Source organism: Bacillus sp. EKM420B (assembly GCF_011065565.1).
Classification (GTDB): Bacteria; Bacillota; Bacilli; order Bacillales; family Bacillaceae; genus Bacillus; species Bacillus velezensis.
Genome location: NZ_JAAMNX010000002.1, coordinates 335,358 through 349,802 on the forward strand (window position 1 = coordinate 335,358; position 14,445 = coordinate 349,802).

Annotated in this window: 18 protein-coding genes and 1 pseudogene; 10 read left to right on the plus strand and 9 right to left on the minus strand. The window is 44.9% G+C overall.

Going from position 1 to position 14,445, the window contains the following annotated elements; all coding sequences use genetic code 11:
* Positions 1-37 precede the first annotated feature (37 nt).
* A complete protein-coding gene (locus tag G9F48_RS06645; protein WP_165409251.1) occupies positions 38-811 on the minus strand; it encodes an RsfA family transcriptional regulator in 774 nt (257 codons plus the stop codon).
* Between the two features lie 204 nt (positions 812-1,015).
* Here G9F48_RS06645 and G9F48_RS06650 point away from each other — a divergent pair, with 204 nt between their 5' ends.
* The 3 genes from G9F48_RS06650 (at position 1,016) to G9F48_RS06660 (ending at position 3,242) form a co-directional block, all read left to right on the plus strand.
* Positions 1,016-1,240: a DUF1450 domain-containing protein gene (locus G9F48_RS06650; protein ID WP_003151034.1), complete on the plus strand. Its 225-nt coding sequence runs from the start codon at positions 1,016-1,018 to the stop codon at positions 1,238-1,240.
* A gap of 160 nt (positions 1,241-1,400) precedes the next feature.
* A complete protein-coding gene (locus tag G9F48_RS06655; RefSeq protein WP_109567282.1) occupies positions 1,401-2,702 on the plus strand; it encodes an HD domain-containing protein in 1,302 nt (433 codons plus the stop codon).
* 39 nt (positions 2,703-2,741) lie between these two features.
* Positions 2,742-3,242: a YwgA family protein gene (locus G9F48_RS06660; protein WP_007407653.1), complete on the plus strand. Its 501-nt coding sequence runs from the start codon at positions 2,742-2,744 to the stop codon at positions 3,240-3,242.
* Positions 3,243-3,305: 63 nt separating this feature from the next.
* Here the strand turns inward: G9F48_RS06660 and G9F48_RS06665 are convergent, their stop codons facing one another.
* A complete protein-coding gene (locus G9F48_RS06665) occupies positions 3,306-4,685 on the minus strand; it encodes an amino acid permease (RefSeq protein ID WP_003151037.1) in 1,380 nt (459 codons plus the stop codon).
* Between the two features lie 390 nt (positions 4,686-5,075).
* On the opposite strand from G9F48_RS06665, the gene G9F48_RS06670 reads away from it, so the two are divergent.
* Positions 5,076-5,495 carry a MarR family transcriptional regulator gene (locus G9F48_RS06670; protein ID WP_003151040.1) on the plus strand — a complete coding sequence of 140 codons (420 nt, stop codon included), beginning with the start codon at positions 5,076-5,078 and terminating at the stop codon, positions 5,493-5,495.
* A gap of 37 nt (positions 5,496-5,532) precedes the next feature.
* On the opposite strand, the gene G9F48_RS06675 is transcribed toward G9F48_RS06670, so the two are convergent.
* Positions 5,533-5,721 carry a 2-hydroxymuconate tautomerase gene (locus tag G9F48_RS06675; RefSeq protein WP_003151042.1) on the minus strand — a complete coding sequence of 63 codons (189 nt, stop codon included), beginning with the start codon at positions 5,719-5,721 and terminating at the stop codon, positions 5,533-5,535.
* Between the two features lie 105 nt (positions 5,722-5,826).
* On the opposite strand from G9F48_RS06675, the gene G9F48_RS06680 reads away from it, so the two are divergent.
* The 3 genes from G9F48_RS06680 (at position 5,827) to G9F48_RS06690 (ending at position 7,592) form a co-directional block, all read left to right on the plus strand.
* On the plus strand, positions 5,827-6,486 hold the full coding sequence (locus tag G9F48_RS06680) for a site-2 protease family protein (RefSeq protein WP_003151043.1): 660 nt from the start codon (positions 5,827-5,829) through the stop codon (positions 6,484-6,486).
* Positions 6,487-6,498: 12 nt separating this feature from the next.
* Positions 6,499-7,017, plus strand: a complete 519-nt coding sequence (locus tag G9F48_RS06685; protein WP_015387555.1) for a YwhD family protein — start codon at positions 6,499-6,501, stop codon at positions 7,015-7,017.
* A 143-nt stretch (positions 7,018-7,160) separates the two neighbouring features.
* Positions 7,161-7,592 carry a hypothetical protein gene (locus G9F48_RS06690; RefSeq protein ID WP_165409252.1) on the plus strand — a complete coding sequence of 144 codons (432 nt, stop codon included), beginning with the start codon at positions 7,161-7,163 and terminating at the stop codon, positions 7,590-7,592.
* A 24-nt stretch (positions 7,593-7,616) separates the two neighbouring features.
* On the opposite strand, the gene G9F48_RS06695 is transcribed toward G9F48_RS06690, so the two are convergent.
* Positions 7,617-9,689, minus strand: a complete 2,073-nt coding sequence (locus G9F48_RS06695) for a transglycosylase domain-containing protein (RefSeq protein ID WP_165409253.1) — start codon at positions 9,687-9,689, stop codon at positions 7,617-7,619.
* Between the two features lie 199 nt (positions 9,690-9,888).
* Between G9F48_RS06695 and speE the strand changes: the two genes are divergently transcribed.
* The 3 genes from speE (at position 9,889) to G9F48_RS06710 (ending at position 12,039) form a co-directional block, all read left to right on the plus strand.
* Positions 9,889-10,719, plus strand: a complete 831-nt coding sequence (gene speE / locus G9F48_RS06700) for a spermidine synthase (protein ID WP_003151052.1) — start codon at positions 9,889-9,891, stop codon at positions 10,717-10,719.
* A 59-nt stretch (positions 10,720-10,778) separates the two neighbouring features.
* Complete coding sequence (speB, locus tag G9F48_RS06705) at positions 10,779-11,651, plus strand: agmatinase (RefSeq protein ID WP_165409254.1); 873 nt, start codon at positions 10,779-10,781, stop codon at positions 11,649-11,651.
* Positions 11,652-11,820: 169 nt separating this feature from the next.
* Positions 11,821-12,039, plus strand: coding sequence for a helix-turn-helix transcriptional regulator (locus tag G9F48_RS06710; protein WP_003151056.1), 219 nt, complete (start codon positions 11,821-11,823; stop codon positions 12,037-12,039).
* A gap of 590 nt (positions 12,040-12,629) precedes the next feature.
* On the opposite strand, the gene G9F48_RS06720 is transcribed toward G9F48_RS06710, so the two are convergent.
* The 5 genes and pseudogenes from G9F48_RS06720 to G9F48_RS06740 all read right to left on the minus strand — a co-directional run bounded on the left by G9F48_RS06720 (position 12,630) and on the right by G9F48_RS06740 (position 14,296).
* On the minus strand, positions 12,630-13,142 hold the full coding sequence (locus G9F48_RS06720; RefSeq protein ID WP_146283983.1) for a stage II sporulation protein M: 513 nt from the start codon (positions 13,140-13,142) through the stop codon (positions 12,630-12,632).
* 43 nt (positions 13,143-13,185) lie between these two features.
* The gene (locus G9F48_RS06725) at positions 13,186-13,467 is read right to left on the minus strand and encodes a hypothetical protein (RefSeq protein WP_014419131.1); all 282 of its coding nucleotides are present in this window, start codon (positions 13,465-13,467) and stop codon (positions 13,186-13,188) included.
* 186 nt (positions 13,468-13,653) lie between these two features.
* Positions 13,654-13,839, minus strand: a pseudogene (locus G9F48_RS06730) (DUF4177 domain-containing protein); the annotation flags it as partial.
* 36 nt (positions 13,840-13,875) lie between these two features.
* Positions 13,876-14,079: a hypothetical protein gene (locus G9F48_RS06735; protein ID WP_127069885.1), complete on the minus strand. Its 204-nt coding sequence runs from the start codon at positions 14,077-14,079 to the stop codon at positions 13,876-13,878.
* A 13-nt stretch (positions 14,080-14,092) separates the two neighbouring features.
* Entirely contained in the window at positions 14,093-14,296 is a 204-nt protein-coding gene (locus G9F48_RS06740; RefSeq protein ID WP_003151064.1) for a helix-turn-helix transcriptional regulator, read from the minus strand.
* Positions 14,297-14,445 lie beyond the last annotated feature (149 nt).

Here is a 14,445-nt window from a genome sequence, read left to right on the forward strand (position 1 = left end):
ACCCCTTTTTCTATGACAAGGAAAGGGGTTTTTTGCGTTATTCGGCCATTTTTTCTAAATTGCCGTTCCGGTCCATTTTAAAGGACGGAGAGGCATGCTCGTCGTCTTCAAATAAAACTAGTTTTCTGGCTCTGTTCATAATTTTCACCAAGGTTTCGTAGTCTTCCTGAATGGTCTTTTGATCTTTTTCAAGCTTTTCGACGGCCGCTTCCAGCTGCTCGGTTTTAGACTGAAGTTCTTGATTTTCCCGTTTTAAACGGTCATTTTCCATCTGCAGGGCGGAAGTTTGCTTTCCGCTGCCTTCATAGCTCTGCAGAAATTGAATGACGTCTGCCATTGTGAGCTCCGTCTTTTGGCTCGGCTGCTGAGGCGCCAGCAAATGTGATAAACTAGCTAACTCTTCCTTAAAGCTTTCATCGACATAAGGCATATGTTCGCCGGACATGACGGCTTGCCGGTCCTCTTTTGGCGCTTCCGTTTGAACCGTCTCTTCGGCTGCGGTTTCTTGAATGATGTCCGCATCCGGTGCAGGCGGCTGGTATAATAGTTTCTTCTTGGCCGGCTGGCCGTTTCCGAGCGCGCGCATCCGCTGTTTCCGCTGTTTTTTTGCAAGCTGAAGCGCTTTTTCATATTGATGGCGCACGACGGCATTCCATCTGAATCCGCACGCTGCCGACGTTCTGTTTAATTTATCGCCTACCTCTTCAAAGGCGTTCAGCTGCGTGCTTCCTTCCCGGACGTGCCGGAGCACGGTTTCCGCAAGCAGCAGGTCATTTTCCTCCGACCAGGCGTCCTGTCTTTGCTTTGTCAATGTTCTCAACCCCCAATAATCTTTGATGGTATTAGAATGTCCAGATTGGAAAATATTTATACAAATTGGCTGAAAGAATGAGAGATACGCAGAGCCTTGCAGGATAAGATGAATCCTTGTACAATAAAACGTGATGTGATTTTTTTCGTTTTTAAAAATTAAGATTTAACATAGAGGAACATTGAATGAAGGGAAGCGTACATCATGGCTAATGAATTCCGAGTGTGTGATGATTGCCAGGCCACCAATATTAAGACATTGCTGCCGCGTTTGAAAGAAGCTGACCCGGATGCAAAAGTGGAGGTCGGATGTCAGTCATATTGCGGGCCCGGACGCAAAAAATCGTTTGCTTTCGTAAACAACCGCCCGCTGTCGGCGCCGACTGAGGACGAGCTGATTGAGAAAGTGAAAAAGAAGATCAAAAAGTAAATGTGCATTTTTACGACAGCCTCGCCCGATGGGTCAGGCTTTTTTGCTTCAAAAAATCAATGTCGGAAAACTGGAACAAAACGCCGGACAAATTCAAGGATGTTTTCAAATTACAGAGCCGATATAATAGAATCACGGCTAAAAAAAAGAGGGAATGACGATGGCGTATCCAAACGGAAAATTATCAGAAGAAAAAGTGTTTAAAGATCCCGTTCACCGCTATGTTCATGTGCGGGACAAGCTGATCTGGGATTTGATCGGCACCCGTGAATTTCAGCGGCTGCGCCGGATCAAACAGCTCGGTACGACGTATTTGACCTTTCACGGCGCGGAACACAGCCGTTTTAACCATTCTCTCGGCGTCTATGAGATTGTCAGACGAATGGTTGATGATGTTTTTAAAGGGCGTTCTGAATGGGATGACAATGAACGCGAACTCTGTCTCAGCGCCGCGCTTTTGCACGATTTGGGACATGGGCCGTTTTCGCATTCCTTTGAAAAGGTTTTTCATCTGGATCATGAAGACTATACGAGGGAAATCATTCTCGGCGACACCGAGGTGAATCAGGTTCTCAGAAAGGCGGGACCGGGATTTCCCCAGGATGTTGCCGAAGTCATTGCCAAAACATACAAAAACAAACAGGTGGTCAGCCTGATTTCGAGCCAGATTGATGCCGACAGGATGGATTACCTTCAGCGGGACGCATACTATACGGGCGTCAGCTACGGACATTTTGATATGGAACGGATTTTAAGGGTCATGCGTCCGCGAGAGGACCAGATCGTCATTAAGCAAAGCGGCATGCACGCCGTCGAAGACTATATTATGAGCCGCTATCAAATGTACTGGCAGGTGTATTTTCATCCCGTGACGAGAAGCGCAGAAGTCATTTTGACGAAAATTCTCCACCGTGCGAAGCAGCTCCATGAAGAAGGGTATATATTCACTCATGCTCCCGTTCATTTTTATTCCATTTTTGAAGGGAAGCTGACGCTTGCGGATTATCTGAAGCTTGATGAAGCCATCATTTTATATTATTTCCAGGCTTGGGAGGAAGAAGAGGACCCGATTCTGTCCGACTTGTGCCGCCGCTTCATTAACCGCCAGCTGTTTCAATACGCCGAATTTAACCCCAATGAGGAAATGTCGGCTTATTTTGAACTGACCGCTCTGTTTAAAGAGGCGGGAATTGATCCCAATTACTATTTAGTGGTCGATTCTTCATCGGATCTGCCGTATGATTTTTACCGGCCGGGTGAAGAGGAGGAGCGTCTGCCGATTCATCTGTTAACGCAGAACGGCCAGATCAAAGAGCTGTCCAGGCAGTCCGCCATTGTCGAATCCATTTCGGGCAAACGCCGGACGGACCATAAGCTCTACTATCCGATGGACCTCATTTGCGACGATTCAGAAAACCCTGAAGCAAAATTAAAAATCCGGCAGCTGTTGGGACTGACATAAAAGGATTTTGGTAAAGAAGGAAAAGGAGATGTCGGGAATTTGTTGAAAGAACATGCAAAACTGATGAAGGTGTTCTCGGATTCTGGAGAAATCATCGGGCGGAAAAAGCTGCAGAAAATCATTTATATCGCGAAGAAAATGCAGTATCCTTTCTACGAAAAATATGATTTTCATTTTTACGGCCCGTATTCCGAAGAACTGACGCTTCGAATTGAAGAGCTGTGCAATCTTGGGTTTCTGGATGAGGTGAAGGAAAAAAAGGGCGGCTACTTTCAATACCGGTACTCGCTGACGGAGACGGGAGCCGAGTTTTTACATCATGCGGAGCTTACGATGCCGGATATGAAGAAGTATATCGACAGCGTCAACAGCCGCTCATCCCGGTTTCTGGAGCTGGTGTCTACGATTTTGTATTTTGACGGCCTTGAAGCTGAGGAAAAGAAAGAGAAAGTGTTTACGATAAAAAGCAAACAGAAATATACGGATGAAGAATATGATGAGGCGCTTCACTACATAGAAGAGCTGAAACACATTTGTTAAAGGCGATGCTTTCGTCTTTTTTTATGAAAAAACCAGGCCGCAATGAAGCGGGCCTGGTTTTGTTTATTGTCTCAATTTGCTGTGCTTGTACGAATATAAAAAGTAAACGATGACGCCGATGATCAGCCAGACGGCAAAATAAAGCCACGTTTTCAGCGGCAGATTGACCATTAAAAACAAACAGCAGATAATGGCCAAAATCGGCAGTACGGGTACAAAAGGCACTTTAAATCCCCGCGGCAGATCTTTATGGGTGCGGCGCAGAATCAGCACGGACAGACTGACCATGGCAAATGTCAATAGCGCGCCGATGTTTGAGAGATCTGACAGCTCTTTCAGATCAACAAAACCCGCGATGCATGCGCTGATCAGTCCGATCAGCCACGTATTAAAGATCGGCGCTCCCGATTTCTTTCCGACAATGGTAAAGACTTTCGGCAGCATTCCGTCTCTTGCCATCGCAAAAGATATACGGGTCGCCGCATAGGTATGGGCGAGAACGACGGCCATCAGTCCGATCACCGCACCGGCAGCGATAATGCCCGCCACCGCGTTTTGTCCGACAGTCTGCAGCACATAAGACATGGCTTCCGGCACATTAAGCTGTGAATACGGAACCATACCCGTCATGACGAGACAGACGATGACGTATACCAATGTACAGATCACCAGTGAACCGATAATACCGATCGGCAGGTTGCGCTGCGGTTTTTTGACTTCTTCAGCCGAAGCCGAAATCGCGTCAAACCCGAGAAACGCAAAAAAGACGGCAGAAGCCCCCGTAATGACGCCTTTGATTCCAAAAGGCATAAAAGGATGCCAATTGCCCGGCTTTACAAAAAAGCTTCCTGTGATGATAAACAGCAAAACAATTCCGATTTTTACGAGAACCATTATATTATTAAAGGTTTTGCTCTCTTTAGAGCCGCGTGACAGAACGACGGCAATTAATAGAGTAATGATGATGGCAGGAAGGTTGACGATGCCCCCCTGGCTCGGCACGTGCAGCAGACTGTCCGGCAAAGGCATGCCGATTTCGGCTAACAGATTATTAAAATAACTTGACCAGCCGCTTGCCACCGCCGACGCCGTCACCATATAAACGGATAAGAGCGTCCAGCCCATTAAATGGCCGACAATTTCTCCCATGGTGGTATAAGAGTAAATATAGGCGCTTCCGTAAACCGGGAGAACAGAAGCGATTTCGGCGTAACATAATGCTGCAAGGCTGCAGACAACGGCTGCAATGATAAAAGAAAAGATTACGGAAGGCCCGGCGTTTTTCGCGGCCGTAATGCCTGTAAGGACCATGACGCCCGTCCCGATGACGGCGCCGATGCCCAGTAATGTTAAATCAAATCCACCCATCGTTTTGGCAGTCTGCCTTTTTCTGCTTTGTTCAAGCAGCTGGGTGATGTCTTTTTTTTGTAGGATATTCCGCAACACGCATCCCTCCATCCAAAAGCAAAAGCCAAGAGGGACTCTTTGGCTTTTACCCGTGTCACATCTTCTGTGTAATCGACAATCCTGTGTTCTGTTTCCCCGTCTGTTCCGTTTCTTTTCTTTTCCAATCATATTGTCTGCCGCATCCGATCAGATTATCCTTTCCGTCAAACGCAGTCACCCTTAATGATTTTACCTGAATCGTGTCTATAAAACCAGCATTGCATAAAAGGATATGGTAAAAAAGAGGGAGACAAAAGCCTGTGCAGGGCAGGATAAAAGTTGCGGGCATTCCGGCCGGAATTTTGACTTTCTCCGTAAGGTATCAGTAAAATGTAATAAAAAACAAACAAATGATGATGGATGCATCTTGAAATGGGGAGTTTCTGCATGAAGCACGATAACTTGCAAGCAAATGTACTGGATTACGCGCTCACGAAATATTTAAAGAGCACGAAAAAGCTTGATGAGGCGACAATTCCGAAGAGTATAAACAATATCAGAGGATTTATTCTGAGGATTATTTACCGGCACGGCACATGCACGATTAAAGATATATTGCAGGAGGTCACATTATCGCCTTCCGCCACGACAACCGCTCTCAATCATTTAGAAAAAGAAGGATTCGTGGAAAGGTCGAGAAACAACGAAGACCGCCGCACGGTATGGATGACGCTTTCCGAATCGGGAAAAATGGCGGCCATGCAAATGATTGAAAACCGGCAGCTGCTGATTGACGAACTGTTCGAAGCATTGACAGAGGAAGAAAAGAAAATCTTTTTCAGCCTGGTTGAAAAGGTTGTGAAATAAGCCGGCCTGACATAGCAGCGCCGGCCATTATCAAGGATTACTCCGTATCGCTGATCCGTTTGCCGGCGACGGCGTAATGATCCTTTCTCATTTCTTCAATCATGACAATAATCTTTTCTTCGGCTGCGCCTGTCGTTTCTTTTACGGCTTCGGTCACTTTTTCAACCAGATTCCGTTTTTGTTCATCTGTGCGGCCTTCAAGCATTTTAACGGTTACGAGCGGCATGGTGCTGATCCTCCTTTATCGTTTCCTCTCTTTGGAAGAGAGATCACTTATAGTATACTGAATGAAGGACAATCTTGCATTTTTAAAAAAAGGGGATCTTGACATTTGGACAGATTTTTATATTATCCGCTGGAGCTTATGCCCTATGTCGTGATTACGCTGATCGTGGCATTTACGATGCATGAACTGGCGCACGCGTATGTCGCGTATCGGTTCGGAGACGATACCGCGGCGAGACAGGGCAGATTAACGCTCAATCCGATTAAACATCTTGATGTTTTCGGAACGATTCTAATTTTGGTCGCGGGTTTCGGCTGGGCCCGTCCGGTGCCGGTGAACCGCCGCGCCTTTAAAAGACCGCGGCTGGCGGGAGTGCTGGTTTCCGTCGCCGGCCCCGTAAGCAACCTGCTTCTTGCCTTTATCGGTTTCTTTTTGCTAGTGTTGATGCATGCTTACGGAATGGAGCTGCTTTCTGCATTCAGCATGGGGCTTGACCGCTTTTTCTCTATTTGGATTCAGCTGAATCTCGCGCTGTGTTTATTCAACCTGCTGCCGCTTCCTCCGCTTGACGGCTACCGGATTATTGAGGATCTCGTGCCGCCGCGGGTGCGCGCCAAAATGACTCAGTTTGAGAGCTACGGGATTATCGTGTTTCTCGTGCTGTTTGTGACACCGGTCGGCTCCTATGTCGTGTGGCCGCTGTTAAGCGAGGGGAGAGACTGGATTCTCAAGGTATTTGCCATTATATTTCAACCGCTTTTGTAGGAGGGTATTTTCATGGAAGAAAAAAAGAAGAAAACAATCGGATTTAATATTATTAAAAGTGATCCGACCGACGGACATGGCGGTTTCGGCGCCGGGTCGCTGAGCCTTGACAATATTTCTCCGGTATTTGTCGATGTGGAAGAGAAGGAAGCCTTCGTTGACATCGGCGCAATGCATGCCCGCAGTGTCGTTGAAAAAGGCATCAAATTCCTGCCGAACAAAGATGAAGTGCCGAACGGAAAACCGTACTGGCTCGTGTGGGTCACCATCGACAGAAAAGAAGAAGGCCCTTATTACGCGGGTGTGACGGCTTGTGAAATGACCGTGGACAGAAGTATCCGCAGAGGCTATAAGTCATTGCCGGAGCATGTGAATTTAATGGATAAATCAATGAAGCGCCGCATTATCGTGGACAAAATGGACGCCAGCTCAAAGCAGGTGCTTGCTGAATTTCTGCAGAAGCATGACCAAGGGCTCTGGGAACGTTCATCCGATGAATTGAAAACGGGTCTGCTTCCGGGCGAAAAATAATTTGTGAACTTTTTGTGAACTTTATAAATATTTGCACTATTTCGCAATTGTACTGAGTAAACTGTTGATACAGAATCAGGACATGGAAAGTCCCGAGCCGAACCAAGACTCGGGGTTTTTCATGTTTACACGGAGGTTTCATCATGTTCACCGTCTTTGACATCGGGCCTTGGGTCATTGAAGCAGATGCGGCGGAAACGAGAAAACAATATGAAAAATCATGGCCTGATCCCTGCGATTGCGGGAGCTGCCGGAACTTTTCCGAGGCGGTGAATCTCCTTCCCGCCGAGAAAACAAGATTGTTTACGCAGTTTGGGATTCGTCCGGCTGTCTGTCACGACTTGGGGGAGCATGGAAAGGAAAACGGCCTGCATCATTATGCGGGCAGCTATCCGATTGTCGGCATGCTTAGGGAAGGCTGGCCGAAGTTTCATATTGAGAGAGCGGGAGATACCCGCTTTTCGTTTTCTTTGCCTAGTACAACATTTTTTATACCGAAGGGTTTTCCTGACCCTATTATCCATCTCGACTTTTCACTCTTGCTCCCATGGGTGCTTGAGGAAGACGCGGAGTAAAGCCCGGCGCGCAATGCACCGGGCTCAGTCTTTTTTGCCGAGCCACTTATCCCACCACTTTTTGCGCGGAGCTTCTTTGCGGGCGGGAGCGTGTTCCTTTTCTTTTTTAGACGGTTCCGGCCCGTAGCACACATCGGCGGGCTCTGTGCCTGCGATAAAATACGTATAATGCTTTGCGGCGCATCCGGGTCCGGAAGTGTAGCCGGAAGCGGGGTCGATATAGACGCCCGTGACGCCCTTCGGCGGTTTAAGCGCTATTTCCGGTTCTCCTTCGAGCGCCTTCTCCATAAAGTCCGCCCAAATCGTCTTCGCATAGCTTTTTTCTTCTACTGAATCAATCGTGCTGCTTTTGTCATAGCCTGTCCACACACCGGCGGCAAGAGCGGGATTAAAGCCGATCATCCAGCTGTCTGCGCTGGTCGTGCCTGATTTACCGCCATAGGTTCGGGTCAGCCGGTCAGAAATGGTGCGTCCCGTGACGGAAGTATAGCCGTTTAAATCCTGATCAAACATGCCCGTCATCATGCTCGCCGTCACAAAAGCGGCTTTTTTATCAAGCGTCTGCTGATGTCCGCGAGGCTGTTCATACAAGATGTTGCCGGCGGTATCCGTCACTTTTGTGATAAAGGAAGGGGTGATTTGTTTTCCCCCGTTTGCGAGCATCGCGTAGGCATTAACCATCTCAATCGGGCGCACGGGTTCAGTTCCGAGCGCCAGAGACGGAAGGGGCTTTAAATGTTCGCTGATGCCGAATTCCTTTGCCGCCGACACGAGCTTATTCATGCCGAGAAAGAGATGGGTCTTCACGGCATAAATGTTGTCTGATAACGCAAGCGCCTGAAGCAGCGTAATCGGTTTATTGGCGTAGTAGCCGTTGTAATTGCTTGGAGAATAGGTATCTCCGTTGTCGTCAATCTGGAACTCTGTGGCTTCGCTTTTCATCAGCGTGACCGGTGTAAAGCCGCTTTGAATCGCTTTGTAGTACAAAAGCGGCTTGATCGTGGAAGCCGGCTGCCGTTTCGCCTGTGTCGCCCGGTCAAACGGGCTTTTTTCGTAGTCACGTCCGCCGAGAAGTGCAAGCACGCGCCCTGTTGCCGGATCAATCGCGGAAAAGCCGACCTGAATGTCAGAGCCGGTACGGATCGTATGTGCCACAGTGTTTTCCGCAATCCGCTGCATGCGCTTATCAAGCGTTGTATAAACACGCAATCCGCTCGTTGCGAGCTGTTCGCGCGTCATGCCGAGCTTTTTCTCGAGTTCTTTCATCGCATCATCGTAAAAATAAGGCGCCGTTTTCGCTGCGGTTCTGTTTTTCAGCGGCTGATAGGCAAGCGGCGTTTTCTTAAGCCTTTCCGCCTTTTCTTTTGAGATCATTTTTTGTCCGGCCATCAGACGGAGAATGGTTTCCTGGCGCTGTTTGGCCTTCTTTTCACTGACATATGGCGAATAGCCGGACGGGCCTTTCGGTATGCCCGCTAGAAGCACGGCTTCCGCATCGTTCAGATCTTTGGCGTGTTTGCCGAAATACAGGCGGGAGGCGGCTTCAATTCCGTATGCGCCGTGGCCGTAATATATCGTATTTACATAACCTTCTAAAATCTCGTTTTTAGAATAGTTCTGTTCAAGGCGGATCGTGTAAAATGCTTCGTTCCATTTTCGTTTCCATGTTTTATCATGCTCAAGGTAGAGATTTCTCGCGTATTGCTGGGTGATGGTGCTGGCGCCCTGAACCTTGGCCATTGCCTTTATGTCAGCCAGCGCGGCGGCGGCCATCCGCCGGTAATCAAAACCGTGGTGATTGTAAAAGTTTTGATCCTCCACCGCAATCGCGGCCTGCACCGCTGTCGGATTGATATCTTTTAACCGGACCCAGTAGCGCTTTTCCCCGAAATCGGTCTCACCTAGCTTTGAGCCGTCATTTGCATAAAGAATCGTAGACTGAGGAACCCGGACGGAGGGGGCGCCCTGCCATTTCGCTGCAAGAAGAACGGATGTGAAGCAGACGCCGGCCAGCATTCCGCCGATCAGTGTCAGAAAGATGCAGGCGCGGATGATTTTGAACGTGATTCTGAGCTGTTTTCCAGATACTTTATCCACTTTTGGGAACCCCCTTTTTCATGATTCTATTATTATGTGAAAAAAGGGGGTTTTTTAAACATATCAAACCGGACACTTCTTTACTTTTTCCCCTCCATCCTCTATACTTTTTCCTTAGGTGAAAATGAGATTTTAACCGGAATAAAAGCGATACAGACGCTTACAATAAATGAAATAAGCCTTGAAAGGGAGATGACAATTGAGCGAGCTTTGGTATACGGAGAAGCAGACGAAGAATTTCGGCATTACATTAAAGGTGAAACAAACATTACATACGGAACAGACGGAATTTCAGCATCTGGAAATGGTGGAGACAGAAGAATTCGGCAACATGCTGTTCTTAGACGGAATGGTCATGACTTCTGAAAAAGACGAATTCGTCTATCATGAAATGGTTGCGCACGTCCCGTTATTTACGCACCCGAATCCGGAAAACGTTCTCGTTGTCGGCGGCGGAGACGGCGGTGTCATCAGAGAGATTCTGAAGCACCCAAGCGTAAAAAAAGCGACGCTTGTCGACATTGACGGCAAGGTTATTGAATACTCTAAAAAATTCCTTCCGTCCATTGCGGGCAAGCTTGATGATCCGCGCGTCGACGTGAGAGTCGATGACGGTTTCATGCACATCGCGAAATCAGAAAATGAGTATGACGTCATCATGGTTGATTCAACAGAACCGGTCGGACCGGCCGTCAATCTGTTCTCAAAAGGCTTCTATGCCGGAATTTCCAAGGCGTTAAAAGAAGACGGCATCTTCGTCGCGCAGACGGACAACCCGTGGTTTACACCGGAGCTGATTACAAACGTACAGCGTGACGTGAAAGAAATCTTCCCGATCACCCGTCTGTATACGGCTAATATCCCGACGTACCCGAGCGGCCTGTGGACATTTACGATCGGTTCTAAAAAGTACGATCCGCTTGAAGTGGAGGACAGCCGTTTCTTCGACATCGACACGAAGTATTACACGAAAGAGCTTCACAAAGCGGCATTTGTTCTTCCGAAATTTGTGAGTGACTTAATCAAATAAAAACGTACGGCGCAGGAGCGAATCTTGCGCTTTTTTACAGGAAAGCGAGGGTATTATTGATGAGATTTGATGAAGCTTATTCAGGAAAAGTATTTATCGCAAGCCGCCCCGACTGGAAAGAGGCGGATGCCATCCTCTACGGCATGCCGATGGATTGGACGGTCAGCTACCGTCCGGGTTCACGGTTCGGCCCGGGGAGAATCCGCGAGGTGTCTATCGGTCTTGAAGAATACAGCCCGTACCTCGACCGTGACTTGGCTGATTTGAATTTCTTTGACGCCGGAGACATTCCGCTTCCGTTCGGCAATCCGCAAAGAAGCCTTGATATGATTGAAGAATACGTGGACGGCATCTTAGAAAAAGGCAAGTTCCCGCTCGGCATGGGAGGGGAGCACCTTGTATCATGGCCTGTCATAAAAGCCATGTATAAGAAGTTTTCGGACCTTGCCATCATTCATTTTGACGCGCACACCGACCTGCGCACGGATTATGAAGGCGAACCGCTTTCCCACTCTACTCCGATCCGCAAAGCGGCCGAGCTCATCGGGCCGCAAAACGTATTTTCATTCGGCATCCGCTCCGGAATGAAGGAAGAATTTGAATGGGCGAAAGAAAACGGCATGCACATTTCTAAGTTTGAAGTGCTTGAGCCGCTGAAAAAAGTGCTGCCGCAGCTTGCGGGACGCCCTGTTTATGTCACGATCGATATCGACGTTCTTGACCCCGCTCATGCGCCGGGAACGGGCACGGTTGACGCGGGAGGCATCACGTCTAAAGAATTGCTCGCGTCCATCCATGAAATCGCGCGCTCAGAGGTCAGCGTAAAAGGCGCCGACCTCGTAGAAGTGGCACCGGTCTATGACCACTCAGAACAAACAGCAAACACGGCAAGCAAGATGATCCGTGAAATGCTGCTTGGGTTTGTGAAATAGAAAGAATTTCCCCCGCTTGAAACATGGCGGGGGATTTTTATATTGTATATAAACTACTTAGAAGTTAGTAAAAGCAATATATTATTTTACTATTAATAATTGATGTTATTGATAAAAATTATATAATAGGGTATTATTTAGTAAATACATCTTTAGAAAGGAAGTTAGAATGAAAACAGCAGTAGAAAATGAATTGGAATTAAAAAAGATTGAAATTTCAGTAATTAAACTGATAATTGCTGAAAAGCCTAATAAAGAGATCGCTAAGTCATTAAACTACTCGCAGCGTAATGTCGAATATATCATAGCCGGTCTTTGTAAAAAGTGGAATGTGAGTACTAGAGTCGGTATTGTTTCGGAAGCATATAAAAGGAATTGTATACAGTGAACGAAATGAAAGAAAAACCCCTATTGAGGGGGTTTATTTATATATGCTAAAAAAACATTCTATACAGGAATGCCGTAAAAATAAAAACTGAGATTGTCAGGTAGTTCAAATTTGTTCTCCATTTCAGAAGAATAAACAAAAGAAATAAATATGCAATATTGAACAAATCAAAGATAGAAAAAATCAAATGATTACTTGTGAAAAATAAACTAGTGTTTGGATGTTCTGCGAAAATATTTTTGAATGATATAAGAAAAAACTTAATTGCGACCGGGATGTTAGAAAACATAAATAGGGAATAAAAAGTTTTGATCTTAATTTGAGCGCCAAGAAAATTTATAATGAGGAATAATACGAATCCTTCAAAAATCACCCCGAACATTAAAAGAAACAGAGCAACAATTGCTATGATATAATCTAAATGTTTTATGTGATCAATAACTTGTATAGACATGTTTTTGGGGATTAAACTTTTCATAAAAGGTAAAAGGGAACTTAAATAAAAAGCTAACCCGATAATATAAAACAAAAACGAGGACAAAAAATTAATGTTTCGTTCCTTAAATGAAGATAATTCAATTTGCATAATCCTAAGAGACTCCTTTTATAAAGATAGGTGTAATAAATGTTTCTAACATAGCTGCTATCATTAAACCGATAAATATAATACCAATATATTTAAAAGTGAATTTCAAATTTATTTTGAGGAGTAATAAATCTAAAGTTAATTTCATTCCTACAGAGGCTGCAAGAAGCAATACCGGCACTTCAATTATTCCATGGGGAATAACAAGCAGTAAAAGGTTTAAATTGTCTTTGATGTTTCCTATCGCATTCCCTAAAATTAATCCATTAATAATTAAAACAGCAACCGTGCCAAGCGACAGCGTCAACGGGCCTAAAAAAACAAGCAGACACGCTACTTTAATATTATTAAAGAAAATCTGAAAAAAATCCGGACGGATATTTCGATTTAGATTATTTACATTTGAAGCGGGATCTGTATAAAAATATGCTGTAAATAAAGCAATTAAAAATAAGATCAGACAGAGTATGTACAATTTGACTAAAACATTCTTTTTAAACAATGTATTTTCATCCATTCGTTAAAGGGACTGCCAGGGATATTGAATTTAATGTTTTATATTATGCTGCTGCTGTACTTGCTCCAGCCAATTGTTCTAAAACGGCCAATGGCAAGCCCGCACCAAGAGATCCCAAAACAGTAATGATAGCCAGAACTGAACCCGTTGCGGTGATAGCACTGACAAGCCAACTAGGAGCGATAATTCCAGCTCTGTTTAAAATATCGATAACATCCATGCTTAAATGATTATGTTTCATACTGAAAAGTGCGAGAACAATGATTCCTGATGCTACTAATGTAAAAATTGCTTTACTATTTTGTGATTTTAAAAGTAGATTCATTTTTTCCTCCAATTTTTTCAATATCCCCAGCAAGTTAAATAATAAAATATATTGGAAGCTATTTGAATTGCGGATTTCCGAAAAATAATAGTTTAGAGGTGAAATCCGTAAAAGTATCTGCTGGCTTATTTCGTACAAAGAAAGCCGGACCATATGTATGATCCGGCTTTCTTTGGTACTGAAACATTATACTTTTTTTTCAAAAATAATATCAAAATAATCGGCTGCCCCATAGCCTGAAATAGCAGGAGCAAAAATTTGAACCAGCTTCCATCCTTGCTGCGAATACTTTTCAATAATTTCTTTATAGTCTTCTTTAGGTTTTCCTTTCCATCGGTTTACTTCTGCTTTTATGAACTTATATTCGTAAACATTGCTGTATAATCCTCCGGAAGTGTATTGGAATCGTTACCTTGTTTTTCGATTATGATAAACTTGAATCCATAAATAGAGCGCGCAGCCTATTAAAAGAATCGGAAATTGCCATCCTGTATTTCCGTTTTTAAAATAATCTATTAATGACCATATCAGTAAAGCGACAGTATAAAAACTAAATGCTATTCTGGCGGCTGTACCCGATTGGTGTTTTTGCATCTCATCCATTTTCTTCATAAGAACCGCTCCCTTAATTTTTTTTGGCGTTATAGTTGAATACTTTATCTATGCCCGTATTTAAAGCGTGAGCTATCGAAAAAGCCAGACTTAAAGTCGGGTCATATTTATTATTTTCAATTGCATTGATGGTTTGCCTGGTCACATTGCAGAGCTTAGCCAGATCGTTTTGTGAAATATCAGCTGCTGTTCTAAGTTTTTTTATATTGTTATCCACTAAAACCCTCCTTAACTTATTTTGTTTTTTATTTTAAATTTTCAAATCTATATATATTTATTTTAAATAATATATGTATAAGTGTCAAATACTTTTTACACATTTGAGTTCTAAGGTATGTTTTTTTGTTTTTGTAAATTAGTTGTTTA

Bases quoted from the DNA above. Each gene is read 5' to 3' on its own strand.
- G9F48_RS06650 (WP_003151034.1), top strand. From the start codon at position 1,016: ATGGCTAATGAATTCCGAGTGTGTGATGATTGCCAGGCCACCAATATT.
- G9F48_RS06655 (WP_109567282.1), top strand. From the start codon at position 1,401: ATGGCGTATCCAAACGGAAAATTATCAGAAGAAAAAGTGTTTAAAGAT.
- G9F48_RS06670 (WP_003151040.1), top strand. From the start codon at position 5,076: ATGAAGCACGATAACTTGCAAGCAAATGTACTGGATTACGCGCTCACG.
- G9F48_RS06675 (WP_003151042.1), bottom strand. From the start codon at position 5,721: ATGCCGCTCGTAACCGTTAAAATGCTTGAAGGCCGCACAGATGAACAA.
- G9F48_RS06685 (WP_015387555.1), top strand. From the start codon at position 6,499: ATGGAAGAAAAAAAGAAGAAAACAATCGGATTTAATATTATTAAAAGT.
- G9F48_RS06690 (WP_165409252.1), top strand. From the start codon at position 7,161: ATGTTCACCGTCTTTGACATCGGGCCTTGGGTCATTGAAGCAGATGCG.
- speB (WP_165409254.1), top strand. From the start codon at position 10,779: ATGAGATTTGATGAAGCTTATTCAGGAAAAGTATTTATCGCAAGCCGC.
- G9F48_RS06710 (WP_003151056.1), top strand. From the start codon at position 11,821: ATGAAAACAGCAGTAGAAAATGAATTGGAATTAAAAAAGATTGAAATT.
- G9F48_RS06720 (WP_146283983.1), bottom strand. From the start codon at position 13,142: ATGGATGAAAATACATTGTTTAAAAAGAATGTTTTAGTCAAATTGTAC.
- G9F48_RS06725 (WP_014419131.1), bottom strand. From the start codon at position 13,467: ATGAATCTACTTTTAAAATCACAAAATAGTAAAGCAATTTTTACATTA.
- G9F48_RS06735 (WP_127069885.1), bottom strand. From the start codon at position 14,079: ATGAAGAAAATGGATGAGATGCAAAAACACCAATCGGGTACAGCCGCC.